Origin of the sequence: Ekhidna sp. (assembly GCF_965247405.1) — a bacterium.
Classification (GTDB): Bacteria; Bacteroidota; Bacteroidia; order Cytophagales; family Cyclobacteriaceae; genus Ekhidna.
Genome location: NZ_OZ252014.1, coordinates 4,035,566 through 4,059,945 on the forward strand (window position 1 = coordinate 4,035,566; position 24,380 = coordinate 4,059,945).

Genomic DNA, 24,380 nt, shown 5'->3' on the forward strand with positions numbered 1-24,380 from the left:
ATAGAATAGGTATCGGAATCTTTCTGATCAGCAGGTTGAGTTGATACCTAAAGGTTTTCTAGTTCGAGATTCTCATGAATAACATTTTAAGATGAAGCACACGACATAATGTTAGGTTTAAGGTCTTTATAAATTTAATTTTAATTCATGTACTTTGAATTAAATTGATGATATCCCAATGAAACCTGTTCCGAACTATTTAGAGTACGGTGAAAAATCGTTAAATCATTTAACAGATTATTTTTCAATAAAAACGATTCAAAGCCTGGCACAAACAGTAAAGGTACTTGAACCTCATTGTCATAGTCTTTTGTACCAGCTTGTATGGATATCTGAAGGAAAGTACATCGTAACTATTGACGATGAGAAACATGAAATTCAAGGCAGTCAATTCTTACTGCTTTACCCAAACACTATACATGCAACAAATTTTGCTGAAACTCTTCGGGGTTATTCAGTCCACTTCAGTGCAGATTTTTTTGAAATCCATTCTGACAATAACAGCCACCTTGCCAGAATTATCAAACATAATATTCCTAATAGGTTCTTGATTGTAAAAATGAATGAAGAAACTGCTGAGGAAGTTGAAGGCCTTTTTTCCCGTATGAGTGATACCTACAATAGCGGCTCGTTTCTGAAAGATGAAATTCTTCGATCTTACTTAAACCTCGCCCTATTAAGGTTATACGAATTTCATGACCAACCTGCTAGTAATGCAGATTACTCCTCCTCCCAAACTATCGTCAATAGGTTTTTTCAAGCTGTTGAAGAACACTTTAAAGCCAAAAAGAGTGTGGCAGAGTATGCACATAGTTTAAACATTTCAGAAGGACACCTTAATCATGTGGTAAAAGGTGAAACCGGATACCCAGCCGGCCAAATCATTCGTGAACGACTTCTGCATGAAGCTCAAAGATTACTCATCTATTCTGATCAAACTGTTTCAGAAATTGCCTATCAATTAAACTTCAATCATCCAACCTACTTTTTTAGGATGTTTAAGAAGTACACAGGAAGCACTCCCAAAAATTTCAGAAATAGTTATCAAAAAAGATAGTCAAGCCTTATTGGCTCTGACATTACCATTTCTCCTTAATTCCAATCGGGATTGAAGCGTATAAAACGAATATGCGAAATGTATATTTTAATAGCCATTTTGTATATAAGAAATTAGGTTCTTTTAATAGACATTGCTTCTTCATTAACCCTTAAACAACATTAATCCCTATGGTAGATGTTACCAACCGTATTGTTGAAAATGCGAATAATACATATCTCAATGAGTGTGGAGCAGGTCAAAAAGAAGCAATTTTATTCTTACATGGATCGGGACCAGGTGCTAGTGCTTGGTCAAACTGGCAATATATAATGCCTGAATTTGGGGAGAAATTTTATTGTCTTGCGCCAGACTTGGTTGGTTTTGGAAAAAGCCATCATCCAGAAAAGCCACCTAATGGTATGCGCAACTGGATGAGGCTGTGGATGGATCAACTTATCTCTCTATTGGACGAACTTAATCTTGAAAGGGTACACATGGTGGGAAATTCCATGGGTGGTGCAATAGCTCTCCAACTTTTAATGGATTTTCCGGATCGGTTTAACAGAGTTGTACTAATGGGGCCTGCCGGTGCACCAACGACCATTACACCGGAATTGGATAGAACATGGGGGTACTACGATGACCCATCACAAGAACTCATGGCCAATATAATCTCCTGGTTTTCATACAATCAAAGCATTATCGGAGATCAACTGAAAGACATTTCCAAGATGCGCCATGAAGCCACCTTAGATACGAATATTCGCAGATCTTTCGGGGCTATGTTTCCTGCACCAAGGCAACAGCACCTTGACGAATTGGTAATCCCGGACGGTTCTCTACGAAACATGGATCACCCTATTCTGATTATACATGGGCAAGAAGATCTGCTCGTAAATGTAGACACCAGCTACTACTTAATCAAGCATCTTCCAAATGCCCAAATGCACATTTTCAGCCATTGTAGTCACTGGACCCAAATAGAATATAAGGAATCCTTTCACTTTTTGTTGAAAGGGTTCTTTGAGAAGAATTTTTAAAAAAAATAAACAATAACCTAAAATAAAATGCAAAAGAAGTTAGCAAAACTGGGCCATGTTGCCCTAGTTACGCCCAATCTTGAAAAGTCACATTGGTTCTTTCACGATGTTGTTGGATTAAACGAGCAAAAGCGTGAAGGCAATAAGATTTATTATCGAGGATGGGCTGATTTTGAACACCATACATTGATCCTTATCGAAGGAAAGGAAGCCGTGCTTGATCACATAGCTTGGAAAACCTGCGAGCCTGACGATGTAGATTATTTTTATGGTAAGGTAGAAAGCGCAGGCTTATCGCCAGCATGGGTGCCTGAAGGAGAAGAGGCTGGCTTGGGAAAAGCGTTTCGCTTCAGATTACCAACAGGCCAGACCTATGAAATTTACTATGAGATGGAAAAACCATTGGCTCCAGAAGGAAAGCGATCCAGATTGAAAAATCAGGTTTTCAAATCTTTTGATCATGGGATATCCCCGCGTTGTATAGATCATGTCAACTTCAATGTGGGCAACCCATCAGAATGCATGAAATTACACGAAGAACTTTTTGGTTTCAAAGTGCGAGAGTACATCCAATTAGATAACGGGTTTGAAATGGCTTATTGGACTTCTGTCACCAGCTTGGTGCATGATTTAGCCATTATGTTTGACGAAGCTGGCCGCCAAAACAGGCTGCACCATACGGCGTTCTATCTCGATAATTTTCAGGACGTGGCGAGAGCTGCTGATATTTTTAGGGAAAATGGTGTAGAACTTAGTCTGGCGCCAGGTAGGCACGGGATTTCACAGGCTGGTTTCATTTATGCAATTGATCCAGGTAGTGGTCATAGGCTCGAGCTGTTTAGTGGAGGATATCATATTTATGATCCTGACTGGAAACCAGTGCAATGGAAAGAGAAGGAATTAGCGGAGGGCATTATATGGTGGGGTCCAGAGTTATCTCCAACATTTTTGGCAGAATCAATTGGTCCTGAAGAATAAGTATACCATGATGGAAAAATTTAGAAAAAATATTTTTCAGGATATAAAAGTTCTTTGCACAATAATGGTGTTTGCTTGCTGGCCTGGAATTCTCCAGGCACAAGTAAACTTACCACCAAAAAATTATTATCAAAATTTAAACTTATTGTAAAAGTATTTCTCTGAAATTGTAACCATTTAAAATGGAAGAAATAATAAACCAATATATTTTATGAACAACTACGCACAAATGGATGAACTGCCATTTTTGGAGGCTGGAGAAATAAAACTATATCCTTTTGCCGGTGATGGGCTAATGACTGTACAAGCAAAACTGCCCAAAGGTAGTGTAGCAGCCAAGCATTCACATCCTCATGAGCAGATGAGCTTTGTCGCCGAGGGGCACGTAAAAGTAAGAATGAAAGGGAAGGAATTTAATTTATTCCAAGGAGGCATTGTTCACTTTCCATCCAATGAAGAGCATGAAGTGGAAGCTGTAGAAGATACCATTTTAATAGACCTTTTCACCCCTGTCAGAGAAGACCTTATTCAAAAGCTAGAAGAGAGTGCTACGTGATGGAGAGAAAAATTGCACTTCTTACAGGTGCCTCAAAAGGAATTGGGTTTGCCACGGCGCAAGCATTGGCAAAGAGGGGTTATGATCTGATTATTAACAGTAGGAATACCTCTGATTCTGTCACAAAACTTCAGAATTTGGGTATAAATGTAGAAGGGGTTGATGGTAGCCTGGGGGATTCAGCCACCATCTCCGCTTTGGTGACCAAGGTAAAGGAAAAGAACCATATTGATGCCATACTTCTCAACCATGGTGGGCCACCGATTAAGCCATTTATGGATGTTTCTGATTCAGAATGGGAAGCTTATGCCAAAATCATGCTTCATGGACCACTAAGTCTTTTACGAGGACTTACACCAATGATGCAAAAACAAAATAGTGGTAAAGTAGTAGCTATAACTTCCTTTACGGTAAAAAGCCCCTATCAAGGCATTATTCTGTCAAATAGCTTAAGAGCCGCTCTGGTCAATGCCCTTAAGACAGCAGCATTAGAATTGGGTAGTGATGGAATACTCATCAATACTGTAGCACCAGGATACATCGCTACACAAAGAATACTTGACTTTAATCAGCGCTATGCCGATAGTGAAAATATTAGCAAAGAGGAGGTTGATCAAAGAACGATTAATGAAATTCCATTAAAGAAATTCGGGATGCCGGAAGATGTGGCAAGCTTGGCTGCTTATCTGCTCTCAGAAGAGAACCAATACATTACGGGTCAGAATATTCACGTAGATGGAGGGCTAATAATAGCAAATTGAAATGAATTTAGACTTAAAAGATAAAGTAGCTTTTGTAGCGGGGGGCAGCCAGGGAATGGGAGCAGCCGTGGCAGAAGAGCTATCCAAAGAAGGAGCCATTGTGTATGTATGTGCACGCACAAAAGAGAAACTAGAAGAACGTGCAAAGGACATTGAAGAAAAGACTGGAAACCAGGTCATCGCTTTGGTCTGTGATGTCACCAACGAGAGCGACATAATCAAAGCATATGAAGTAATTAGTGAACAACAAGGTAAACTTGATTTGCTGTTTACAAATTCAGGTGCACCTGCCTCAGGAAATTTGTCTTCCCTTTCTTCGCAAGAATGGGAAAACGGGTATCGCACCATTATCGCATCGGTGAGACACCTCTGTTACCATGGGCTAAATATCTTTTCAGACAATGCAAGTATTGTCATCAACACTTCGAGCTACATACGCCAGCCTTCTGTTGACTATACGTTGGCTTCTAACCTACGATTGGCTGTAGCGGGTATGGTCAAGACTTTTTCAGAAGAATTGGCTCCCAATATACGTGTAAACGGCATTGCACCGGGTTACACCAGCACAGAGGTAGTGGCCAATTATGTGAAAATGGTGGCGGGTGAAAAAAAGCAGAACTTAGAAGAAACAGAAAAACAAATGGCTGCCAACATACCCCTGGGTCGATTCGCAAGCCCTGAAGAAATTGGCAAAGTTGTTACTTTCTTGCTTTCTCCAGCAGCCTCTTTTGTTCAGGGGGCTATCTGGACTGTAGATGGTGGGGAATCAAAATTTCCAATTTAGTCCATGAAAGTGGTTTTGACCTTCTGTGCGAAATGTTTACTGCATTGATTAAAGATTATTTATCGTGAAAGTTTCTTATGACCATATAAAATCAAAAAATGCATGAATACACCAAAACACACGATATCTATTAGTAATAAAGTAAGTAATGAGGAGATCAAGTACTATAAAAAGGAGCTTGGTGGGATTGCAGACCTTTATTTTCTCAATGGCTTGTCAGCAGAAGACCAGGCTGAAAAACTCAAAAAGTCAAATATTTTAATAGCCAGAAATCCAACCATTGAGCTTCCCGAAGTGAAGGATCGTGCTTTTAATGGCATTAGATTTATCCAATTACTCTCAGCCGGATTTGACCATTTGGATTTTAGTAGGTTCCCACAAGAAACTATTGTGGCCGGTAATATGGGTGCCTATGCTATACCGATGGCTGAGCATGGGGTGGGAATGATATTGTCTCTGGCCAAAAACCTGGGACAAAGGCATGAGGAAATGAAGCAAGGTGAATTTAACCAGTTTGGAAGCAGTTCCACTTTGATCGACCAAAAAGTTTGCGGAATCATTGGTTTCGGAGGTATCGGGAAGCGTATCGCACGCATTATGAAGTCTGCTTTCAATTGTCAAATATTTGCCATAAACACAAGTGGAGAGAGTACAGAACCTACAGATTGGATTGGAAAATTGGATCAACTTGATTACCTGCTCTCCAAAACCGATTTTATCGTCATCACCATTCCGTTAACGGCTCAAACAGAAAACCTGATAGGTCACTCTGAACTTGCCAAAATGAAAGAGAATGCCATCTTGGTTAACCTTGCGCGTGGGCAAATTATCGATGAAGAGCCTTTGTACCAAAAACTTAAATCAACGCCTACATTTAAGGCTGCTATAGATGCCTGGTGGATAGAACCCTTCTTTGTAAACGAGTTCAAGTTGAGCTTTCCGTTTCTTGACCTGCCAAATGTGCTCGGGTCGCCACATAACTCAGCAATGGTAGATGGGGTGTTGCTACATTCCAGTAAGGTGGGAATTCCCAATGTAAAAAAATATATCAATACTGGTAAAGCAGAAAGATTGCTGGATTTATCAGACCATAAAAAATTTTATTGAAGGCATGAGTATAAAAACAAATATAGCAGAGAGACTATGGGAGGCTGGAGCTTCTGGAAAACCTATCGAACCCATTAGTGAGGAAGTTGGCGTGGAGGATATTACATTGGCATACCAAATCCAAAACCTCAATACAAAGAGACGTATTGAAAATGGAAGCAAAATCATTGGAAAGAAGATAGGTCTTACCTCAGAGGCGATACAGCGACAGGTTGGTGTGGAACAGCCAGATTTTGGCGTGCTTTTTCATGATATGGAAGTACTCAATGGGCTTTCAGTTAGCACTAAAAAACTAATGCAGCCTAAAGTGGAAGCTGAAATAGCCTTTGTTTTGAGCCATGATTTAGATCATAGTACGATCACTACTATAGATGTGATAAATGCCATTGATTATGCAATACCTGCCATTGAAATCCTGGGAAGCAGGATAGCCGATTGGAACATAAAAATTACAGATACCGTAGCAGATAACGCTTCTGCCAGTCATTTTGTAATCGGACACACCCCTCTTTCTCTATCTGAATTTGATATGATAAACGCACAAATGACCATGAAAATAAATAACACAGTGGTCTCAGAAGGGACTGGAGCGGCATGTCTAGGCAGCCCTATTAATGCCGTATTATGGTTGGCGAAAAAGATGGTAGAAGTAGGAACTCCGCTTAGAGAAGGAGAATTGATATTATCAGGAGCTCTGGGCCCTATGATACCGGTGAACCCTGACGACTATGTAGAGGTAGAGATAAGTACACTTGGAGGTGCTTCTGTTCATTTCACATCTTAAAGTAAAACGAAATAAGTAATGAAGATAAAGGTAGCAATCATTGGTTCTGGAAATATTGGAACGGATTTGTTGATAAAAATTTTGAGGTATTCAGAAACATTGGAAGTTGCTGCCATGGTGGGTATTGATCCGAAATCTGATGGGCTGGCCCGTGCTGCACGAATGGATGTGCCAACCTGCCATACAGGAGTGGATGGCCTTTTGGAAATGCCAGAATGGAACAACATTAAGATAGTGTTTGATGCTACATCCGCAAAGGCTCATTTGTACAATTGGGAAAAAATACGCCAGTTCTCAGACAAACGCATGATTGACCTTACACCCGCAGCAGTAGGGCCGTATCTTGTGCCAGCAGTCAATTTTTCTGACCACCTTGAAGCCTTGAATGTAAACATGGTCACGTGTGGGGGGCAGGCTACTATTCCAATTGTGGCTGCCATTAGTGATGTGGTAAATGTGCACTATGGTGAAATTGTCGCCTCAATAGCAAGTAAATCTGCGGGTCCCGGCACCCGAGCAAACATTGATGAGTTTACAGAAACCACTTCCCAGGGTATTGAGAAGGTTGGAAGGGCCGAAAAAGGAAAGGCCATTATTATTTTAAATCCAGCTGAACCACCATTGGTGATGAGGGATACAGTTTTTACACTTTCAGAAATGGGTGATAAAGAAGCCATTCGCGAAAGCATACGGGCAAAGGTGAAATTGGTACAAGAATATGTTCCAGGGTATGAACTTCATCAGGAAGTATTATTTGAAGAAATCCCCAAATCAGATCCTGTCCTAATTCAGGGGTTGGGCTATCGGCATGGATTAAGAACTTCTGTTTACCTGAAAGTCACCGGTGCAGGACATTATCTACCAGAATATGCTGGTAACCTGGACATTATGACCAGTGCGGCAAAGGCTACAGCAGAGCGTTTAGTAAAATCAATTCAATCCTAAATTCAATGAAAAAACCATATATACAAGACGTGACCCTAAGAGATGGCATGCACGCCCTTGGTCATCAGTACACCAAAGAGCAAGTAAAGGAATTAGCAATAGCTCTTGACCGTGCCGGTGTTGATGCCATTGAAATAGCACATGGTGATGGGCTTGCCGGAGGTAGTTTTACTTTTGGTTTTGGAGCACAAACCGATTGGGAGTGGCTGGAAGGCATCAGCGAAGAGCTTACCCATGCTCGACTTACGACTCTTATACTGCCTGGTATAGGCACGCTGGAAGATCTCGTAAAAGCCAAAAATATGGGTGTGGAATCTGTACGGATCGCAACTCACTGTACAGAAGCCGATACAGCTATTCAGCATATTCAAGGAGCAAAAAAACTAGGCCTGGACGTAGGTGGTTTTTTGATGATGGCTCATATGAACAGCCCAAAAGATCTAGCAGAACAAGCCAAAATCATGGAACAAGCTGGTGCTGATTGTGTATATGTAACTGACTCGGCCGGGGCTTTGCTTATGGATGATGTGAAAGACAGGATAAAGGCTTTTAAAGAAATTCTGAAGCCATCGACCGAAATTGGTATTCATTGCCATCATAACTTATCACTCGGAGTGGCCAATACCATAGTAGCCATGCAGCATGGGGCCACTCGTCTGGATGCATCACTAACCGGTATGGGGGCTGGTGCCGGCAATGCACCTCTGGAAGTGCTCATAGCCGTACTCAATAAAATGAAGGTATCGCATAGCTGTGACCTGTATCAGCTTATGGATACCGCAGAAGAGATAGTGCGCCCACTCCAAAAAAGACCTGTTCGCGTTGATCGAGAAACCCTTTCATTAGGCTATGCGGGGGTTTATTCCAGTTTTTTATTGCACTCAGAGCGAGCTGCACAAAAGTATGGTCTTGATACACGGGCCATTCTAGAGGAGTTGGCACGAAGGGGCATGGTTGGTGGCCAGGAGGATATGATCGTGGATGTAGCTTTGGATATGGTAAATTAGGACACAGGTTTAAGCTGATTTTACGTTTTGCATTCGGTCAATGTAACATTCAATGGTTATTTGTAACCTATCAGATGTTTTAGCTGTCTAATCGAAAACATGTAATAAATAAAGATGATGACAATGAAAACGCTACAAATATTATTGACGTTACTTCTCTTTTCTTGTTGTAATGATTCGGTCTCTCCATCAGAACAATCACCACCCAAATTACTAGTTGGCCTTTCACTTCAACAATATAAAAATTCAAGTTTCGGAATTGACGGGTATATCGATGGATTGGACCATGCTGTTCAAAATGGCATTAATATGTTTGGGATGAGCCCTGAATGGAATGTATTAGAACCGAGCCCAAACACCTACTCTCTTCAAGATAATTTAACAAATCCGCTGACTTTGCTTGATCAAAATAAAACCAAGCTGGATAGCTACATTATTGTTTTGAAAATGATTGACACGAATATAAAGCTAGTACCAGACGATTTAGCCAACTTGGATTTTGATGATCCAGAGATGATAAATAGGTTTTCACTGCTTTTAGATAAAATTTTTACTGAAGTCCCTTCTATCGAAAGGGTAACCCATGTTTTAATTGGAAATGAAATAGATGGATATTTAAGCACTAATCCCGACCAAATACAACAATTCAAAACATTCTATTTGGCTGCAATACAGCAGATACATGCTTTAAATCCAAGAGTTAAAGTAGGAACAATCATAACCTTTAATGCGGCTAAGAATAATCCAATTCTATTTGACACCTTTAAAACTGAGGGAGATTTTATTTGCTATACCTACTACCCAACAGATGAGCAAAATAGTACTCCATGGCAAATGCGCCCGCCAAGCGATATAAAAGATGATATGGATTGGATGGTACAAAATACCGGAGGCAAACCAATAGCGTTTACGGAAATAGGATATACATCCTCGACTGACAATTCCTCCTCAGAACAACAGCAATCAGATTTTGTGCAAAAAATGTTTAGCTCTATGAAGCCGTACATTAATAGCAAAAATATTGAGTTTGTCTATTATCATGGAATGTATGACTATCCGCAAGGATTTTGCAATCAATATGCTCAACAGCAGGGCGTTGATCCAATACATATTTGTAATTTCATGAACCATTTAGGGCTGAACAATTGGGAAACAGGATTACCGAAACTAGCCTGGTTTACTTTTATTGACGAATTAAGATCCATAAATGAATAACTGTGATTTAGAACCTACATGTAAAAAAAAGCACTTACAGAAATTAATATTCTAGGTCTTCCTTTATAGAAGAATGTATTTGATTGCCTATTGGACTTCATCTTTTTCAAAAGTTCAGGATGAGGTCTAGATTTTCATTTCCTCATGGTGATTTTTTAATCCTGCAATAAAATGATCTATTATCTGAACTAAGTCCTTATTGCTTTTCTTTAGTTCAGGAATTCTACATTGCAGTTTAGCCAATTGCAGGGCCATTATAGCCAAAATCCGTGCATCAATCTCTCTTCTGAAACATTGCAACGAAACCCCCTCAACAATTGCCTTTTCAAATGAAGAAACAATAAAATTATTTTCAAACGTGCTGAATTCATCTTTCCCTTCAGGTATATAAATGGCTATAAATCTCAAAACCTTGTTGTCAATAAGCGTGTATATTTCGTTACACATATAGAAGAGTTGAATAATTCTTTGTATTGGATCTAGGTAATCTATTTTGGTTTCGTAATATTTTATGTGCTTAACAATAAACCTTTTTAGAAGAATAGTAAGTATGTCTGATTTAGAATCATAGTACTTATAAATGGTTTTTTTTGAAATTCCTAATTCAACGGATACACGATCGAGGCTTGCATTTTCAAAACCCTCTTCTAAAATCAATTTTCGAATTGTAGCCAGAATCCTAAGTTTTTTCATACTGTCAATTAATAAAATAAAGTTAGTTTTTCTGTTTCAGAACTAAAAATTACATATTTGCACTTCATAAAAAAACTAATGGAAAAAGAAAAAGCTCAGTTTATTGAGGCTACTGGTGCTCTCATTGAAAAAAAAGGATTCTCCCCTATAGTGAGTAGGGTACTTTCTCTGCTATTGGTATCTGATTCTGAAACGATGAATTTCTATGAAATACAAAAAACCCTGAAAGCCAGTAAATCAGCAGTGAGTAACGGAATAAACTATCTTCTTGATAAAAAATATATAGAGGCTAGTACAAATATAGGTGATCGTAAGAGGTACTTCCGCCTGAATTTTAAGACCTGGATTGAATTATTGAAGTCAATTGGCGAAGAATACCAGAGCTATAGACTGGTGCTTGATCAGGCACTGGAACTCAGATCTAATAAATTAAAAGAAAGCAATTTACAACTCACAAAAATTCGCGATTTATATCAACTTTTTGAGAATAAGCTTCCCGCTATTCTTTCTGAATGGGAAGCTAAAAATTAAATACAATCATAGAATCTATGAATCGAATTTATTACAAAGCTATTTTCACACTATTACTTGTTTCCTTTTTTGGGAATTTAGCTGCGGCACAGGAAACGCTTTCATTGCCTGATGTGGTAGCATATACGCTGGAAAACAACAGCGAGATCAAGAAAAGCCTGATACAGGAAAAGATAGGTTTCGAGGTAACTAAAGAAGTCAGAAGTACGGCTCTACCCCAGGTAATGGCTAGTGGAAACTATACAAACAATCTACTTCTTCCAGTATTGGTCGTGCCTGGAGAACTCACAGGCAATCCGGGTGAGGTTAGCACCTTAGAAGTAGGGTTGGATTACACCAACTCTATTGCATTGTCTCTTAACCAACCTCTTTTTGATAAATCTGTATTTACTGCTTTGAAAGCTGCAAGATCCTCTGAAGAGTTGTATGCTTTAAGGGTAAAAAAAACCAAAGAAGAGGTCGTTTACCGAGCGGTAATCCTTTATTACAATGTCTCCATATTAGAGAGGAATATTGATATTCTTCAAAGTAATTTGGATCAGACCAATAAACTTCTTGAAATATCCGCAGTGCAATTAGATCAGGGCTTCATCAAGCAAGTTGACCATGATCGTCTTAAGGTTTCTAAAATGAACCTTGAAGTCCAGCTCTCTGACCTGAACCTTACTAGAAAAAACACCATAAAGCAACTGCAGCTAATCATGGGGATGGATCAGGAGACTATCCTCATTTTGGAATACGATGAAGATAAAGAAGTGCAGTTGGTTGATGTACCACCTATGACTCATGAAAATCTCACGGATCTCAATCTGCTTAATGTTCAAAAGAGACTATACGAACTGGAAAAAATAAATTTTCAATCAGGGTATTTCCCTAAGCTGAGTTTTTTTGCCAACTATGCCTACAATGGCATAAGCAACGATGCGCTATTTTCGGGTTCAGATGTAACTACCAACTGGTATGACGTTTCATCCATTGGGCTCAGTCTTAAGCTGTCACTTTTTGATGGTTTTAGAAGGAGTGCCCAAAGCATGCAATCCCAACTGAAAAAAGAGCAGGTTGAGGAGTCTATCGAATTTACAAGAGAGAAATATAGTGTCGACTATGCCAATGCTCAGAATAAACTCAATCAGAGTTTATCGACCCTTGAAACGAGAAAAACAAGTGTTGATCTAGCACAAAAGGTCTATGACCTTTCTCAGAAAAGTTATGAAGAAGGGTTGTCCGACCTGACAGACTTACTGAGTGCAGAGACTGCACTTACTACCTCCCAGCTCAACTACTCAGCAGCACTTCTTCAAGTGAAAATATCAGAAATAGAAATACTCAAATCAACAGGTAAACTCCTCGAATCTTATTAATTGAATATATGAAAAAGATAAACTCAATAATATTCCTAGCCTTGATTGCTCTGGTTGCCTTTATATTGAAGAGCAACAAAGAAGAAATGAAAGAGGAAGTGAAATTGGCCCAGATAAAACCAGACTTCATCCCGGTGAGTGTAGAGCCATTGAGAAAAAGAACGATTGAGAGGAGCTTTCAGGTAAATGGTAACCTGATTCCGAACAAAGAAGTTACTGTTTCATCAGAAATGCCCGGGGTTATTGAATCAATACAGATTGAAGATGGTACATATATAAAATCAAACCAGGTACTTGCCAGACTTGATGACCAAACTATAAAAGCAGCTTTGGATTTAGCGAAGGCCAATTTTGAGAAAATAGGAAAAGAAAAGAAACGTATTGAGAACCTATTTGAAGCTGGTGGAATTAGCCAGCAGGACTTGGATAATATTCAGCTGGCTTACGTAAAGGCCAAGACTGATTTGATTTCAGCAGAAAAGGCTTATAATGACACATTTATTAGAGCGCCATTTTCAGGAATAAATGACAAAAGATACATTGAAAAGGGAAGTTATGTGCGAGGTGGAGATCCACTTTTTGACATTGTAGATGTAGACAGGATGAAAATGGTGGTAATGGTTTCTGAAAATCGCATACAGCAGGTGGAATTGGGCATGTCTGTTACTATTACAATACAAGCGATGAGTGGTAATGAATTTGAAGGGACAGTAAGCAGAATTGGAGTCAGAAGTTCAGAGGCCCTTACATTTCCAGTAGAAATTAAAATTACAAATGCATCAAAGAATTTAAAGACTGGAATGTTTGGGACTGCCCATTTCAATATTCAAACGAGTGAGGCATTAGCCTTAAATCGAAATGTCCTTGCAGGTAGCATTGAAAACCCACAGGTCTATATTTATCAGGACAGCACAGCGGTATTGAAGAAAATCGTGATTGGCCAAAGAAATGACAACTACATAGAAATAGTCTCCGGCATTAATGAAGGAGACTTAGTTATTATCTCCGGTCAAATTAATTTAACAGATGGTGCTAAAGTTGGGATTAAAGAATAGCTCATTATGAAAATCACTGAAATATCAATAAAACGATCCACAGCACCTGTTGTGGTTTTTATAGTACTTACATTGCTGGGTTTAGTCTCTTATTCGCTTTTAGGCTATGAGCTTCTCCCCAAGTTTACTCAACCCATTGTTACCATCACTACCACTTATCCAGGTGCGGCTCCCAGCGAAGTGAAAACATCAGTTTCTGAGAAAATTGAAGATGTACTTTCCTCCATGGAAAATGTGGAATCTATCAGTTCTACTTCGCTAGAGTCTGTTTCAATTGTCACGGTTGAGCTCACTACAGACGCAGATGTAGATTTGGCGCTACAGGAAGCTCAGCGTAAGGTCAACGGAATCATATCTCAACTTCCGGAGGATGCTGATCAACCTTCGTTATCAAAATTTTCAATTGATGACTTGCCAATTATTAGCCTGGCCAGTACAGCAAGCAACTTGGTCCCTTCGGCATTTTTTGATCTTGTAGATCAACGAATAGTTCCCGAGCTTTCAAGGATAGACGGCATGGCTCAGGTACAATTAGTAGGTGGAGAAGAGAGGGAAATCAAAGTCAATATTGACAGGGAAAGGCTAAAAGCATACAACCTTTCCATTTTACAGTTGGTACAAATGATTGAAGTATCAAATCTTGATTTTCCAACCGGGAAAATAGAAACCAATGAAGAGCAGCGAACCATACGGCTTTCAGGTAAATATCAAGACCTGGAAGAAATAAGAAATTTAGTCATTGGTTCTTTACCAAGTGGAGCAGAGATAAGGGTTAAAGATATAGGCGAGGTAGTGGACGGAAAAGTCAAGGTGGAAAAGGTAGCACGCTTTAATCTTGAAAACTCAATAGGAATACTCCTCACCAAGCAAACAGATGCAAATGCCGTAGCGGTTAGTGAGCTTGTACGAGATAAAATCCAGGAGCTGGAAGAAATATACAGTGAGGAAGGCCTCAAATTTAACATTGCCCAAGATCAATCAGAATTTACACTTGAAGCAGCAGATAGTGTAATACACGATCTGTACATAGCAGTCATTCTTGTAGCCATAGTCATGTTTTTGTTTTTGCACAGTATAAGGAATGCTATTATTGTAATGATAGCTGTGCCGATTTCCCTTGTTGCCACTTTTACTGCGATGTACCTTGCCGGCTTTACGCTAAATCTGATGACCCTTCTGGCACTATCCTTAGTGGTGGGTATTCTTGTGGATGATGCCATTGTTGTTATAGAAAATATATACAGGCATATGGAGATGGGCAAAAACCGGATCAGGGCTTCTTTTGACGGGGTGAAAGAGATTGGGTTTACAGTCACTTCCATCACACTTGTGATTGTTGTGGTTTTCTTACCGCTTGCACTGGTAGAATCTCTTATATCCCCGATATTGACGAACTTCTCTCTGGTGATCGTTGTAGCCACGCTATTGAGCCTTTTGGTGGCATTCACAATTATTCCCCTGCTAACCTCTCGTTTTGCTAAAATAGAAAGCTTCAATCCTAATGGTCTCGCAGCTCGGTTTAACAGGACTTTTGAAGGTGTTATAGACTCTTTTGGTGGATGGATTAACAGGGTTTTGATTCAATCAATGAACAACAAGACAATCACACTTATTGTCACTGGGGGATTGTTAATTGGATCCTTTTTGCTTGTTGGATTTGGATTCATTGGTGGCGAGTTCATTACACAAGGAGATCGAGGCGAGTTTGTGATTCGCATTGAGCTCCCGAAAAACGCTTCGGTGGAAAAAACCAACCTTACAACAAGGACTGCTGAGAACCTGATTTCAAAATTACCAGAGGTGGTGAGTACCTTCACCACTGTTGGTCAGACCAGTCAGGGTTTTGGTGGAACCCAGGCTATACCAAATGAAGCTGAGATCAATGTAAAGATGGTTCCTTATGATCAGCGTGATGTATCAGCAACCGTATTTTCAAAGCAAGTCAAGCTCATGCTTCAGGAAGATATACCAGGAATTATTGTCTATTCATCGCCTACAAGTATACTAGGTACAGCTACTGAAGCGCCAATACAAGTGATCTTTGCCGGACCGGACCTGGATCAGCTGATGAAGCTTGCTAATGACATAAAAAATGACTTGGCAAAAGTAGCGGGTACTACAGAACTTGAATTGAGTATTAGAGAGGGAACACCAGAAGTAAAAGTGGATATAGACAGAGACAAAATGGCTAGCCTGGGATTGGATTTGGGTACCGTTGGTGCTACCATGCAAGTAGCCTTTTCTGGAAACACTGATGCAGCCTATAAAGATGGAAACTATGAATATGACATTAATGTGAAACTGAATGAATTTGATAGGAGAAAAGTTAGAGATGTAGAATCCTTGATATTTATTAATAGGTATAATCAGCCGGTAACACTCGATCAGTTTGCAGTTGTTTCTGATACGGTAGGTCCATCAAGGCTGGAACGAAAAGACCGGATCAACTCGGTCAAACTATCTTCTAAGATAATAGGTATTCCAGCAGGGGCTGTTGGTCAGGAATTACAGGACATCATTGATAATAAGGATCTACCTCCAGGAGTAACGTATTCATTTGATGGTGATTTGAAAAGGCAATCACAATCGTTCGGGGCTTTAGGTTCTGCTTTTCTTTTCTCAATAATCCTGGTATATCTAATTCTTGTGGCCTTATACGATAATTATATCTATCCGTTGGTCATTCTTTTTTCCATACCTGTAGCCATCGTTGGAGCACTCCTAGCCCTGGCGCTCGCAAAACAAACACTGAATATCTTTTCCATCTTGGGGATCATTGTATTAATTGGCCTTGTAGCTAAAAATGCCATTTTGGTGGTTGACTTTGCTAATCAAGCTAAAGAAAGTGGCTCTAATACACGAGACGCTTTGATTGAAGCAACTAAAGCGCGCTTAAGACCAATATTGATGACGACCATTGCCCTGGTATTTGGTGTATTGCCAATAGCTCTCGCTAGTGGAGCTGGAGCTGAGTGGAAAAATGGCCTTGGATGGGCAATTATCGGGGGTCTTTCCAGTTCAATGCTCTTAAGCCTTGTGGTCGTCCCAGTTGTCTATTTGATTGCTGATAGACTGGTAGAAAAATTAGGATTGACAGAGAGAAAAGAGAAATATACCACTGAGCTGAATACGACTCAAACGTAAACTTAAAAGATAGATGGAATGAAAGAAGCAGTAATATATCCCAATCAAAAAGCACCTAGCTTGTTCAGGAGCAAGATTTTAAATGCATTAACATGGTCCCATCCAGCCCTGATTTTCACTATGTATCTATTGCTATCTGCTGTAGCTGTGTTTATATATTATAGTGAGTTTAATGCGAGAATTGATTTGATAATCATCTACTTCTTATCTGGACTGTTTTCATGGACATTTGCTGAATATTTACTTCATCGCTTTATTTATCATAAAATTAAAGATGCAAGCTATGACACAGGATTTCATTATATGTTTCATGGCATCCATCATGCCTACCCCAATGACAAAAGCAAAACTGTTTTACCTCCAGTACCTTCACTTGGTATAGCTGGATTCTTTTTTGGTTTGTTTTATGTTATCCTCGGTCATGAAGCACTCATCTTCAGTCCGGGATTTGTTATAGGATACTCAGTTTACATGTGGATACACACAATGATCCATCGATTACCTGTGCCCAGTAGATTTAATTTCTGGTGGAAACATCATAATATACATCATTATCAACAACACGATCGTGCTTTCGGTGTAAGCACACCATTATGGGATATTATATTTCGAACTATGCCAAAGGAAGGCCGTAAAACCACTGTATGCAAATTTGATAAAAATGAATTAAAAAATAGAACTACAAGTAATCAATATTGAAGAAGATTTAGAAAGGAAATTGACCGTGTTTTAACAATGATTTCTGAGTCAACCATAATAGAAGTCAAACAATATACAAATGAACTGCTTATTAGTTTAGACCACAAATACCTATTTCATAATTGGAATCATACGCAGGAAGTTGTAAGAGTGTCAATGGAATTAGGTAAACAATGTGGTCTTTCAGAAAAGGATTTGTCAATCTTGAAAGTGGCGGCTTATTTTCACGACACTGGGCATGTCAAAAGCTACACCAATCATGAAGAAATGAGTGCAAGGATTGCAGCTGAGTTTCTAGAAATTAGAGATGTGGCAAAGGAAGAAATTGAAACAGTTAAATCCTTGATTCTTTCAACAAAACTAACTTCACCATGCTTAACCACAATGCAAGAAATCCTTCATGATGCAGATTTGAGTCATATCGGAACTTTAGATATGGAGAGGAGAGCCAAGGCACTAAGAAAAGAGTGGGAATACTTACTTGGATCTAAATATTCAGAACGTGAATGGTTAGAATTGCAGATTTCTTTTTTGAGTCACCTAAGATTCTTGACTGAGCCTGCAAAAATAAAATTTGAACCAATCCTTAAAATTCATATTGGACATATGAAAAAGAAACTTTTTGATTTGTCCTCAAAGGAAAAATGAGATTTTTAAACTTTTCACAAATTCATGAGCAATCTTCAAGACATGTGAGGAATTAAATATTAATCCAAATTAATAGATCATTAGTTAGTATGTATGTACTATTATTGATCCTATTGCGAATTTGGAAATAACTCCAGACTTTTTATATATGTATGAAGTGGAGAAGTGTGAGGATTTGCTCCTTATGAAAAAGGCTGGTAGGTTAAGGTATTTTTGATCCTTTCTTTATGAAACTTACATATAGAGACTCATCTCCTTAGATAATAAAGCGAACGATAGGAAAGAACGATTCTATACATAGAATTGAATTTAATCCTCTACTTCATATTTTTACTAAATGGCCACACAACCGATTGTTGCTGAAATGCTAGACGGCTTATGGCAGTTTATTTTTCCTGAAGATATTGAATCTGAGGATGTACAGGATAGATACTGGCATGCTATCGAAATTCTCGATGTAAATCCTAAAAAATCATCAGAGATTTTGTCTGACATAGCAAGCCGATTCCCGTATTTCATTGATGCTCATAATCATTTAGGTATTGCCTACAAAAACCTCAATTTGAGAGATAAGAGTTTTAAAACTGCGATAGAGGGATACCAAATTGGAAGGGCTGCTTTTCCACCAGAGTTTGATCATGATCAAGATATGCTAAAATGGTCGATCCTGGAAAACCGACAATATTTAAGGTCATGTCATATTTTAGGCTTAGAGTATCAAGACAAGAATGGATATGATCAAGCAATTGACCTATATCATGATATTTTAGTGAAAAATCCTGGGGATAATCAGGGAGTGCGATACCTTGTATTTGAATGCTATTTGCATAAGCGAAATCTTGAAAAAGGTCGTGAATTTCTTGAAATGCACTATGACACTTCAATTGAGTTTACCTACGGAAGAGTTTTAATTGACGTTCTTACTAACAATAAGGATTTAGCGCTAGACAATATCAACGAGGCAATAGCGTCTAACAAGTATCTACCTCAGATTGTAATTGAAAGTGGGCGCAATAAGCCAATGCCATACAGAATACCTGGTGAGCCGAACTTTATTCCAGAAGGAGTCCCCGTAGGATCTGTACACGAAGCATATGAATATTGGAATAGAAACAAGGAGATTTTGTCTTCACAAATTGTAAGAGATTTTTTTAAGAAGATATGAAATTAATGAACGGTAATCACATCCAGGAGACACTTTATCGGCTAAGAGGGTATGCCAATAGAGTGGACGAAAATGATGATTTTAGTCAAGACGCCATGTTATTCTATAGAAAAACTAAGGACGGAAAGTATGTAGTAATCAATCATTTTAATAGGAAAATGAAAGTAGAATTACAAGGTTTTGATTCTTGGCTTTGTGAATATTCTGAAGGAAGTGAACCAGGAATAGACTCGCCAATTAGCATAGCAGAAATCAGATTGGGCCTAAAACTACCTCAAGACCTTAAGTTAATTGATCATTATTATTAAAAATATAGAGAAAGATCATTGTTTTTATTAAGCTTAATTGTATAGTGCCTTTTAACTACCTGGAAATCAACACGATGAATATTTACACCGAATCCACCTTAAAGGCCTAATTCAAGCTTACAAAGGCTGTAAGGTTTTAATTATCAAGCTGTTGTACTTTTTGCCGATTTTTTGTAGATAGCCTTTATTAGAATCTTTAAGCTCTTGTGTTAAGCCGATACGAATGATTGCGGTTATTAGTAAGATGTAAGTGAGTTGTTTTTTCATGCATGTTTGTTTGATGTTGCATGGTTAAACGCAAAGTAGACCCTATGTATACAGTGATTTATTGTATTTAAATTGGTAATAGTTGTATTAGTATTGGATTTATGGTGTGTTTAGTAAAATATGGGTTGGTTATTCAACTTTTGAAATGATTATGTACCTATTTTTGTTATGAATGTTCCAATATCCATACAATGAAGGTAGAAGAGGCACAGCATGTTTTTGAGATCCATATTGAGGAATTTACTGAGTGGAGAAAACGCCCGCACAAACACAACTTCTTTGAGATTGTGTATGTGGAAGAGGGGAGTGGTTTGCAGTGTATCAACAAACATGAGTTTGAATACCATGCAGGTAATGTATTCTTACTGCCTCCGCTTGATTGTCATTCTTTCAAGGTAGAAGAACCTTCCCGGTTTTATTTCATTCGATTTACGGATCACTATTTTCTGAATAGTGATAAAGGAACGGATTATAAAGCCTGGTTTGATCGGATGGCCTATATTTTAGCCAATTACAATAAGGTACCAGGTGATATTATCAGTTCCGACAGGGAGCGGGCTTACATTATCCAGACCGTCAAATCCATTTATCAGGAATATCTTCATGGTGATTCATATTCTGACTCCATCATTACTGGTGCGATGGCCAGTATACTTAATATCCTGGCAAGAAGTATTGAAAATAGGTATGTGGAGCAAGGCAATGATACGGAGCGGAGGTTTGGAGAGATTTTGCGCTACATACACACCCACATCAGTGATTCTGATGCCCTTAGAATTCCTGTGCTTTCGGAGCATTTTGGTATTTCATCCTCTTATTTCTCGGAGTACTTTAAGAAACAAGCCGGGATGAGCCTGAATGAATACATCATGAAATCAAAGCTGAAACTGGTGGAAACGAAGGTGCTTCACACTGATCTTACTTTGAAAGAGATTGCGCATGAACTGAATTTTACTGATAGCAGTCACCTGGCGCGTACTTTTAAGAATACCTATGGAATGACGATCAAAGCGTTTAGACAGAGCGGCCAGATGTGCTGTGCGTAAGGTCTTTAGTCTAATTGAATATCTAAGATTTTATTGGTCTGCATGTGCTGCTCCAAACCACGAGTGGTTTCGACCATAGATTATCACAATTAATTCATCTATTCATCCAACCGTCATTTAAAAATTACCTATAAGTGGGTATTTCAAACGCATTAAAAGCCTGCTAAATTGAATAGCTAAAATTTAGCATTATGGATATTTCAATATCGACGCACGGAAGTGGTGACTCCAACGCATTTATGGAGGTACTATTCCATTTAGCTCCTGCTTTAATTGCAGCGTTTGTTGCTCTGTTTACCTTCATGGTTAAGAACTATTTTGATACTAGACGTGAGCGATCATATAATGTCAATCAGTCAATACTAAAGTGTTTGGAATTAGCAAATTTGAGATTAATGAAAGCAAAAGCCCTGGGTAGAGTTCATCTAAGTACAGAAGTCACGATTCGACACATGGATAAGCATAAGAGTAACACAGATGATTATAAACTATACCTGGATCAGTATAACATGTATCGCAAAAACTACCAGGAGCTACAAAGTGAGATGACAGATCTTAGTTCCCAATTAATTACACATGCGATGAACCTGACTCTAAAAGCCCGGCTCAATGATAATCAACGCGATGAATTAATTAGGATTATCGACAATATCAATCACACTGAATTTTATTACTACGATAAAATTATTATTGAGAACGAGACATATAGAATTGATAAGATGTCAGATGATCTTTTTGATAACTACATCAACAACCAAAATGATCAACTTGAACGTATTTCGGATGAAATAAAAAATGACATTGTGAAACAAAGACTAGAATTAAGAGACTTCTTTAAGCAGGTTAAAAGTTAATTGCGATTAGCAATCACTATTTTGGTTATTACTCCCGGCCATACTTGTATACTATTTCTGATACTCGATTTTAAGTATTTTCCATACAAAATCACCCATTTTGGTTTTAACGATCGCTTCGTCACCTACCTTTTTATTCAGTAGTGCTTTCGCCATAGGGGAGTCCATAGAGATATAATCTTTGTTACCGATGAGCTCTTCGTAACCGACAATCCGAAAACATTTTTGGAAACCTTTTTCTTCGTTTTTAATTTCTACCCAGGCACCAAAGCTCACTTTTCCTTCCTGGTTGGGGTGGTAGTCAATCACTTTAAAGTCATCAATGCACTTACGTAAATAACGAAGGCGCCTGTCAATTTCTTTCAGTCGTTTTTTGTTGTAATGGTAATCGGCATTTTCTGAACGATCTCCCAAGCTTGCAGCCCATGCCACCTTAGCGGTAATGTCCGGACGTTCCACGCGCCACAAGTGATCATGTTCTTCCCTTAATTTTTGCAGGCCTTCGGGAGTAATCATTTGCGAGCGATTGAGTTTTGGTAACGTTGATTCAGGAATTTTTCGCCTCATATTAAATGATCTTGTTTTGAAAACGGTTGCAAGATAATGATGCATTCATTTTGTCTGATACTTCGAGTCCCTGCTGTAGCCGCCTCAGCATGACAAACGAAGTTGGAATGTAATTATGAACTTGATTGATACTCATGGCTAATTGTTAAAAAAGCAACTACAACGCCAAAAAAGACGTAGGAGGTTTGGAACTATATGCAATCACCTTTTCACACCTCACCTAATGATTAAACTATTCGGCTCTCTATTATTGGTTTGTACCGCTTTATTTCTTCAAGGACAACCTGACATTGACTATGCGGTAAACGTCCCATCCGCATCCTTGCAAAGCCAGGAAAACATTCAGGTTTACTTACCCAAATCCTATCATGAAGGGGACAAAGAGTATCCGGTCTTGTATATTCTTGACGGGCAATGGTTTTTTTTGAATGGTGTGGCCATACAGGAGACGCTTCGTGGTGATGAATTACTCCCAGAGATGATTGTAGTTGGAGTGGATTACAAATCCCGAAGTTATCACGATAGCCTTCATTTTAATCACTGGGAAGCCCTGAGTAAGTACATTGAAGAAGAATTGATTGCGTTTGTGGATCAGCATTATCGAACCACTGACGAGCGCGTTGTTTTTGGCTGGGAAAATCCTTCCTACATGGTGTGTGATTGGCTGTTTCGGAAAGATCCGGTGTTTTCCGGGTATATCGTTTCTAATGGAGGCTATGTCAGTCCTGAGATGCAGGAGCAATTTCAATTCTACCAAGGAAAGCCCATGTATCTCTACATCGCCAACTCTCAGAAAGATATTTATACCGTCAGGTCGTCGGATGAACTTGCTGAAAAGCTATCCGTGCAACAGCGAGATCAGTTAGTTTGGACCTACGAGCAGTTCAACAAAGAGATCCATGAGTCTCTAGCGTATACCTCTCTTTATCAAGGGCTGAGGTTTTATTACCACAACTATGGGTCTAAAGTTTTTAGTGGCACAGCAGAGTTTTATGATGAAGGCGGCTTGCCTGCACTTAAGGCCTATTTTGAAGAGCGAAGCGAGCGTTTCGGAACCAGTCCTGAAATAGATGCCTCTACCAAGAACAGCCTGATATGGCTGGCGTTGAAGCAGGATGACTTTGCTTCGTTTGATTTCTTTATGAATGCATTCAAAGAGGTGCTGACTACACGTCGATACGCTTCAGCCTACTGGCAAAATCGTCTGGGTCAATTCTATCTCAAAAATGAAGACGCTGTACATGCGATTGAATATTTCACACGTGGAATTAATCAGTACCCTGATCCTGAATTTCTGCCGGCAATGCATGCAGGTCTTGGAAGTACCTACGTATTGGAAAATGATATTTCTAAAGCCAAAACTCACTTTAGAGAAGCCATCAAGCTGGCCAGAGCCAACAATGACGATCAGCTGCAAACCTATGAAATGAAGCTTGAGCGTCTGAAGTAAGCGCTAAAAACATTAGATCCATTTAACTTCGTTAGGCAGGCCTTCAGAAGAGAAATAAATTAGGTTAATTGCAAATCATCAAGTCCCACAAAGGTCTCTGGAAGTTTAAAAAAAGCTAAATAGCAATATGAACCGATACTCAATCGTTGCTAATTCACTTAACATAACGTTATTATATATACAATGTGCACATGTGTAAGGCCGTGATTTGCTTTAACATAAAATCTTTACCGTTGATCGTACTGAAGTCCGATAACTGATTTTATATTAAATGCTACGCATACGCAAATCACTAGTATTGTTATATAATGTCCTGCGTTATGTTAATATAGCTTCGGTTCAGGGTAGGGATTAATAGTTTAGCTTTGGCCTTTTT

At 38.9% G+C, this 24,380-nt stretch carries 25 protein-coding genes; 22 read left to right on the forward strand and 3 right to left on the reverse strand.

Annotation, left to right across the window (positions count from 1 at the left end; genetic code table 11):
* The first annotated feature begins 178 nt into the window (after positions 1-178).
* The 11 genes from ACP14Y_RS18635 (at position 179) to ACP14Y_RS18685 (ending at position 10,216) form a co-directional block, all read left to right on the forward strand.
* Entirely contained in the window at positions 179-1,057 is an 879-nt protein-coding gene (locus tag ACP14Y_RS18635) for an AraC family transcriptional regulator (protein WP_350206884.1), read from the forward strand.
* 170 nt (positions 1,058-1,227) lie between these two features.
* Positions 1,228-2,079, forward strand: coding sequence for an alpha/beta hydrolase (locus tag ACP14Y_RS18640; RefSeq protein WP_350206883.1), 852 nt, complete (start codon positions 1,228-1,230; stop codon positions 2,077-2,079).
* A 27-nt stretch (positions 2,080-2,106) separates the two neighbouring features.
* Positions 2,107-3,057, forward strand: coding sequence for a VOC family protein (locus ACP14Y_RS18645; protein WP_350206882.1), 951 nt, complete (start codon positions 2,107-2,109; stop codon positions 3,055-3,057).
* Between the two features lie 211 nt (positions 3,058-3,268).
* A complete protein-coding gene (locus ACP14Y_RS18650; RefSeq protein ID WP_350206881.1) occupies positions 3,269-3,613 on the forward strand; it encodes a cupin domain-containing protein in 345 nt (114 codons plus the stop codon).
* Positions 3,613-4,374, forward strand: a complete 762-nt coding sequence (locus ACP14Y_RS18655) for an SDR family oxidoreductase (protein ID WP_350206880.1) — start codon at positions 3,613-3,615, stop codon at positions 4,372-4,374. The genes ACP14Y_RS18650 and ACP14Y_RS18655 overlap by 1 nt, the downstream gene beginning before the upstream one ends.
* 1 nt (position 4,375) lies before the next feature.
* On the forward strand, positions 4,376-5,158 hold the full coding sequence (locus ACP14Y_RS18660) for an SDR family oxidoreductase (protein WP_350206879.1): 783 nt from the start codon (positions 4,376-4,378) through the stop codon (positions 5,156-5,158).
* A gap of 102 nt (positions 5,159-5,260) precedes the next feature.
* Positions 5,261-6,265 (forward strand): NAD(P)-dependent oxidoreductase, encoded by a 1,005-nt coding sequence (locus tag ACP14Y_RS18665; protein ID WP_424964399.1) that lies wholly within the window; start codon positions 5,261-5,263, stop codon positions 6,263-6,265.
* 4 nt (positions 6,266-6,269) lie between these two features.
* Complete coding sequence (locus tag ACP14Y_RS18670) at positions 6,270-7,049, forward strand: 2-keto-4-pentenoate hydratase (protein WP_350206877.1); 780 nt, start codon at positions 6,270-6,272, stop codon at positions 7,047-7,049.
* 18 nt (positions 7,050-7,067) lie between these two features.
* On the forward strand, positions 7,068-7,994 hold the full coding sequence (locus tag ACP14Y_RS18675; protein ID WP_350206876.1) for an acetaldehyde dehydrogenase (acetylating): 927 nt from the start codon (positions 7,068-7,070) through the stop codon (positions 7,992-7,994).
* A 5-nt stretch (positions 7,995-7,999) separates the two neighbouring features.
* Entirely contained in the window at positions 8,000-9,001 is a 1,002-nt protein-coding gene (dmpG, locus tag ACP14Y_RS18680; RefSeq protein ID WP_424964400.1) for a 4-hydroxy-2-oxovalerate aldolase, read from the forward strand.
* Between the two features lie 123 nt (positions 9,002-9,124).
* A complete protein-coding gene (locus ACP14Y_RS18685) occupies positions 9,125-10,216 on the forward strand; it encodes a hypothetical protein (protein WP_350206874.1) in 1,092 nt (363 codons plus the stop codon).
* 126 nt (positions 10,217-10,342) lie between these two features.
* Here ACP14Y_RS18685 and ACP14Y_RS18690 read toward each other — a convergent pair whose 3' ends face one another.
* On the reverse strand, positions 10,343-10,909 hold the full coding sequence (locus tag ACP14Y_RS18690) for a TetR/AcrR family transcriptional regulator (RefSeq protein ID WP_350206873.1): 567 nt from the start codon (positions 10,907-10,909) through the stop codon (positions 10,343-10,345).
* A gap of 78 nt (positions 10,910-10,987) precedes the next feature.
* Here ACP14Y_RS18690 and ACP14Y_RS18695 point away from each other — a divergent pair, with 78 nt between their 5' ends.
* From ACP14Y_RS18695 to ACP14Y_RS18730, 8 genes are all read left to right on the forward strand, one after another.
* Positions 10,988-11,440: a helix-turn-helix domain-containing protein gene (locus ACP14Y_RS18695; RefSeq protein WP_350206872.1), complete on the forward strand. Its 453-nt coding sequence runs from the start codon at positions 10,988-10,990 to the stop codon at positions 11,438-11,440.
* A 17-nt stretch (positions 11,441-11,457) separates the two neighbouring features.
* Complete coding sequence (locus tag ACP14Y_RS18700) at positions 11,458-12,801, forward strand: TolC family protein (protein ID WP_350206871.1); 1,344 nt, start codon at positions 11,458-11,460, stop codon at positions 12,799-12,801.
* Between the two features lie 8 nt (positions 12,802-12,809).
* Complete coding sequence (locus ACP14Y_RS18705) at positions 12,810-13,856, forward strand: efflux RND transporter periplasmic adaptor subunit (protein ID WP_350206870.1); 1,047 nt, start codon at positions 12,810-12,812, stop codon at positions 13,854-13,856.
* A gap of 6 nt (positions 13,857-13,862) precedes the next feature.
* Positions 13,863-17,000, forward strand: a complete 3,138-nt coding sequence (locus tag ACP14Y_RS18710) for an efflux RND transporter permease subunit (RefSeq protein ID WP_350206869.1) — start codon at positions 13,863-13,865, stop codon at positions 16,998-17,000.
* A gap of 18 nt (positions 17,001-17,018) precedes the next feature.
* Positions 17,019-17,699: a sterol desaturase family protein gene (locus ACP14Y_RS18715; RefSeq protein WP_350206868.1), complete on the forward strand. Its 681-nt coding sequence runs from the start codon at positions 17,019-17,021 to the stop codon at positions 17,697-17,699.
* A 36-nt stretch (positions 17,700-17,735) separates the two neighbouring features.
* The gene (locus ACP14Y_RS18720; protein WP_350206867.1) at positions 17,736-18,347 is read left to right on the forward strand and encodes an HD domain-containing protein; all 612 of its coding nucleotides are present in this window, start codon (positions 17,736-17,738) and stop codon (positions 18,345-18,347) included.
* Positions 18,348-18,684: 337 nt separating this feature from the next.
* Positions 18,685-19,512, forward strand: coding sequence for a tetratricopeptide repeat protein (locus ACP14Y_RS18725; RefSeq protein WP_350206866.1), 828 nt, complete (start codon positions 18,685-18,687; stop codon positions 19,510-19,512).
* On the forward strand, positions 19,509-19,820 hold the full coding sequence (locus tag ACP14Y_RS18730) for a hypothetical protein (RefSeq protein WP_350206865.1): 312 nt from the start codon (positions 19,509-19,511) through the stop codon (positions 19,818-19,820). The genes ACP14Y_RS18725 and ACP14Y_RS18730 overlap by 4 nt, the downstream gene beginning before the upstream one ends.
* A 117-nt stretch (positions 19,821-19,937) precedes the next feature.
* Here the strand turns inward: ACP14Y_RS18730 and ACP14Y_RS18735 are convergent, their stop codons facing one another.
* A complete protein-coding gene (locus tag ACP14Y_RS18735; RefSeq protein WP_424964401.1) occupies positions 19,938-20,087 on the reverse strand; it encodes a hypothetical protein in 150 nt (49 codons plus the stop codon).
* Positions 20,088-20,278: 191 nt separating this feature from the next.
* Here ACP14Y_RS18735 and ACP14Y_RS18740 point away from each other — a divergent pair, with 191 nt between their 5' ends.
* Together ACP14Y_RS18740 and ACP14Y_RS18745 are read left to right on the forward strand one after the other, a co-directional pair.
* Positions 20,279-21,133: an AraC family transcriptional regulator gene (locus tag ACP14Y_RS18740; RefSeq protein WP_424964402.1), complete on the forward strand. Its 855-nt coding sequence runs from the start codon at positions 20,279-20,281 to the stop codon at positions 21,131-21,133.
* A 191-nt stretch (positions 21,134-21,324) separates the two neighbouring features.
* On the forward strand, positions 21,325-21,987 hold the full coding sequence (locus tag ACP14Y_RS18745) for a hypothetical protein (protein ID WP_424964403.1): 663 nt from the start codon (positions 21,325-21,327) through the stop codon (positions 21,985-21,987).
* 51 nt (positions 21,988-22,038) lie between these two features.
* On the opposite strand, the gene greB is transcribed toward ACP14Y_RS18745, so the two are convergent.
* Complete coding sequence (gene greB / locus ACP14Y_RS18750) at positions 22,039-22,554, reverse strand: transcription elongation factor GreB (protein WP_424964404.1); 516 nt, start codon at positions 22,552-22,554, stop codon at positions 22,039-22,041.
* A gap of 223 nt (positions 22,555-22,777) precedes the next feature.
* Here greB and ACP14Y_RS18755 point away from each other — a divergent pair, with 223 nt between their 5' ends.
* Positions 22,778-24,004: an alpha/beta hydrolase-fold protein gene (locus tag ACP14Y_RS18755; protein WP_424964405.1), complete on the forward strand. Its 1,227-nt coding sequence runs from the start codon at positions 22,778-22,780 to the stop codon at positions 24,002-24,004.
* Positions 24,005-24,380 lie beyond the last annotated feature (376 nt).

Excerpts from the sequence above, each read along its gene's own strand:
- ACP14Y_RS18635 (WP_350206884.1), top strand. The coding sequence starts at position 179 with ATGAAACCTGTTCCGAACTATTTAGAGTACGGTGAAAAATCGTTAAAT.
- ACP14Y_RS18640 (WP_350206883.1), top strand. The coding sequence starts at position 1,228 with ATGGTAGATGTTACCAACCGTATTGTTGAAAATGCGAATAATACATAT.
- ACP14Y_RS18645 (WP_350206882.1), top strand. The coding sequence starts at position 2,107 with ATGCAAAAGAAGTTAGCAAAACTGGGCCATGTTGCCCTAGTTACGCCC.
- ACP14Y_RS18650 (WP_350206881.1), top strand. The coding sequence starts at position 3,269 with ATGAACAACTACGCACAAATGGATGAACTGCCATTTTTGGAGGCTGGA.
- ACP14Y_RS18655 (WP_350206880.1), top strand. The coding sequence starts at position 3,613 with ATGGAGAGAAAAATTGCACTTCTTACAGGTGCCTCAAAAGGAATTGGG.
- ACP14Y_RS18660 (WP_350206879.1), top strand. The coding sequence starts at position 4,376 with ATGAATTTAGACTTAAAAGATAAAGTAGCTTTTGTAGCGGGGGGCAGC.
- ACP14Y_RS18665 (WP_424964399.1), top strand. The coding sequence starts at position 5,261 with ATGAATACACCAAAACACACGATATCTATTAGTAATAAAGTAAGTAAT.
- ACP14Y_RS18670 (WP_350206877.1), top strand. The coding sequence starts at position 6,270 with ATGAGTATAAAAACAAATATAGCAGAGAGACTATGGGAGGCTGGAGCT.
- ACP14Y_RS18675 (WP_350206876.1), top strand. The coding sequence starts at position 7,068 with ATGAAGATAAAGGTAGCAATCATTGGTTCTGGAAATATTGGAACGGAT.
- dmpG (WP_424964400.1), top strand. The coding sequence starts at position 8,000 with ATGAAAAAACCATATATACAAGACGTGACCCTAAGAGATGGCATGCAC.
- ACP14Y_RS18685 (WP_350206874.1), top strand. The coding sequence starts at position 9,125 with ATGAAAACGCTACAAATATTATTGACGTTACTTCTCTTTTCTTGTTGT.
- ACP14Y_RS18690 (WP_350206873.1), bottom strand. The coding sequence starts at position 10,909 with ATGAAAAAACTTAGGATTCTGGCTACAATTCGAAAATTGATTTTAGAA.
- ACP14Y_RS18695 (WP_350206872.1), top strand. The coding sequence starts at position 10,988 with ATGGAAAAAGAAAAAGCTCAGTTTATTGAGGCTACTGGTGCTCTCATT.
- ACP14Y_RS18700 (WP_350206871.1), top strand. The coding sequence starts at position 11,458 with ATGAATCGAATTTATTACAAAGCTATTTTCACACTATTACTTGTTTCC.
- ACP14Y_RS18705 (WP_350206870.1), top strand. The coding sequence starts at position 12,810 with ATGAAAAAGATAAACTCAATAATATTCCTAGCCTTGATTGCTCTGGTT.
- ACP14Y_RS18710 (WP_350206869.1), top strand. The coding sequence starts at position 13,863 with ATGAAAATCACTGAAATATCAATAAAACGATCCACAGCACCTGTTGTG.
- ACP14Y_RS18715 (WP_350206868.1), top strand. The coding sequence starts at position 17,019 with ATGAAAGAAGCAGTAATATATCCCAATCAAAAAGCACCTAGCTTGTTC.
- ACP14Y_RS18720 (WP_350206867.1), top strand. The coding sequence starts at position 17,736 with ATGATTTCTGAGTCAACCATAATAGAAGTCAAACAATATACAAATGAA.
- ACP14Y_RS18725 (WP_350206866.1), top strand. The coding sequence starts at position 18,685 with ATGGCCACACAACCGATTGTTGCTGAAATGCTAGACGGCTTATGGCAG.
- ACP14Y_RS18730 (WP_350206865.1), top strand. The coding sequence starts at position 19,509 with ATGAAATTAATGAACGGTAATCACATCCAGGAGACACTTTATCGGCTA.
- ACP14Y_RS18735 (WP_424964401.1), bottom strand. The coding sequence starts at position 20,087 with ATGAAAAAACAACTCACTTACATCTTACTAATAACCGCAATCATTCGT.
- ACP14Y_RS18740 (WP_424964402.1), top strand. The coding sequence starts at position 20,279 with ATGAAGGTAGAAGAGGCACAGCATGTTTTTGAGATCCATATTGAGGAA.
- ACP14Y_RS18745 (WP_424964403.1), top strand. The coding sequence starts at position 21,325 with ATGGATATTTCAATATCGACGCACGGAAGTGGTGACTCCAACGCATTT.
- greB (WP_424964404.1), bottom strand. The coding sequence starts at position 22,554 with ATGAGGCGAAAAATTCCTGAATCAACGTTACCAAAACTCAATCGCTCG.
- ACP14Y_RS18755 (WP_424964405.1), top strand. The coding sequence starts at position 22,778 with ATGATTAAACTATTCGGCTCTCTATTATTGGTTTGTACCGCTTTATTT.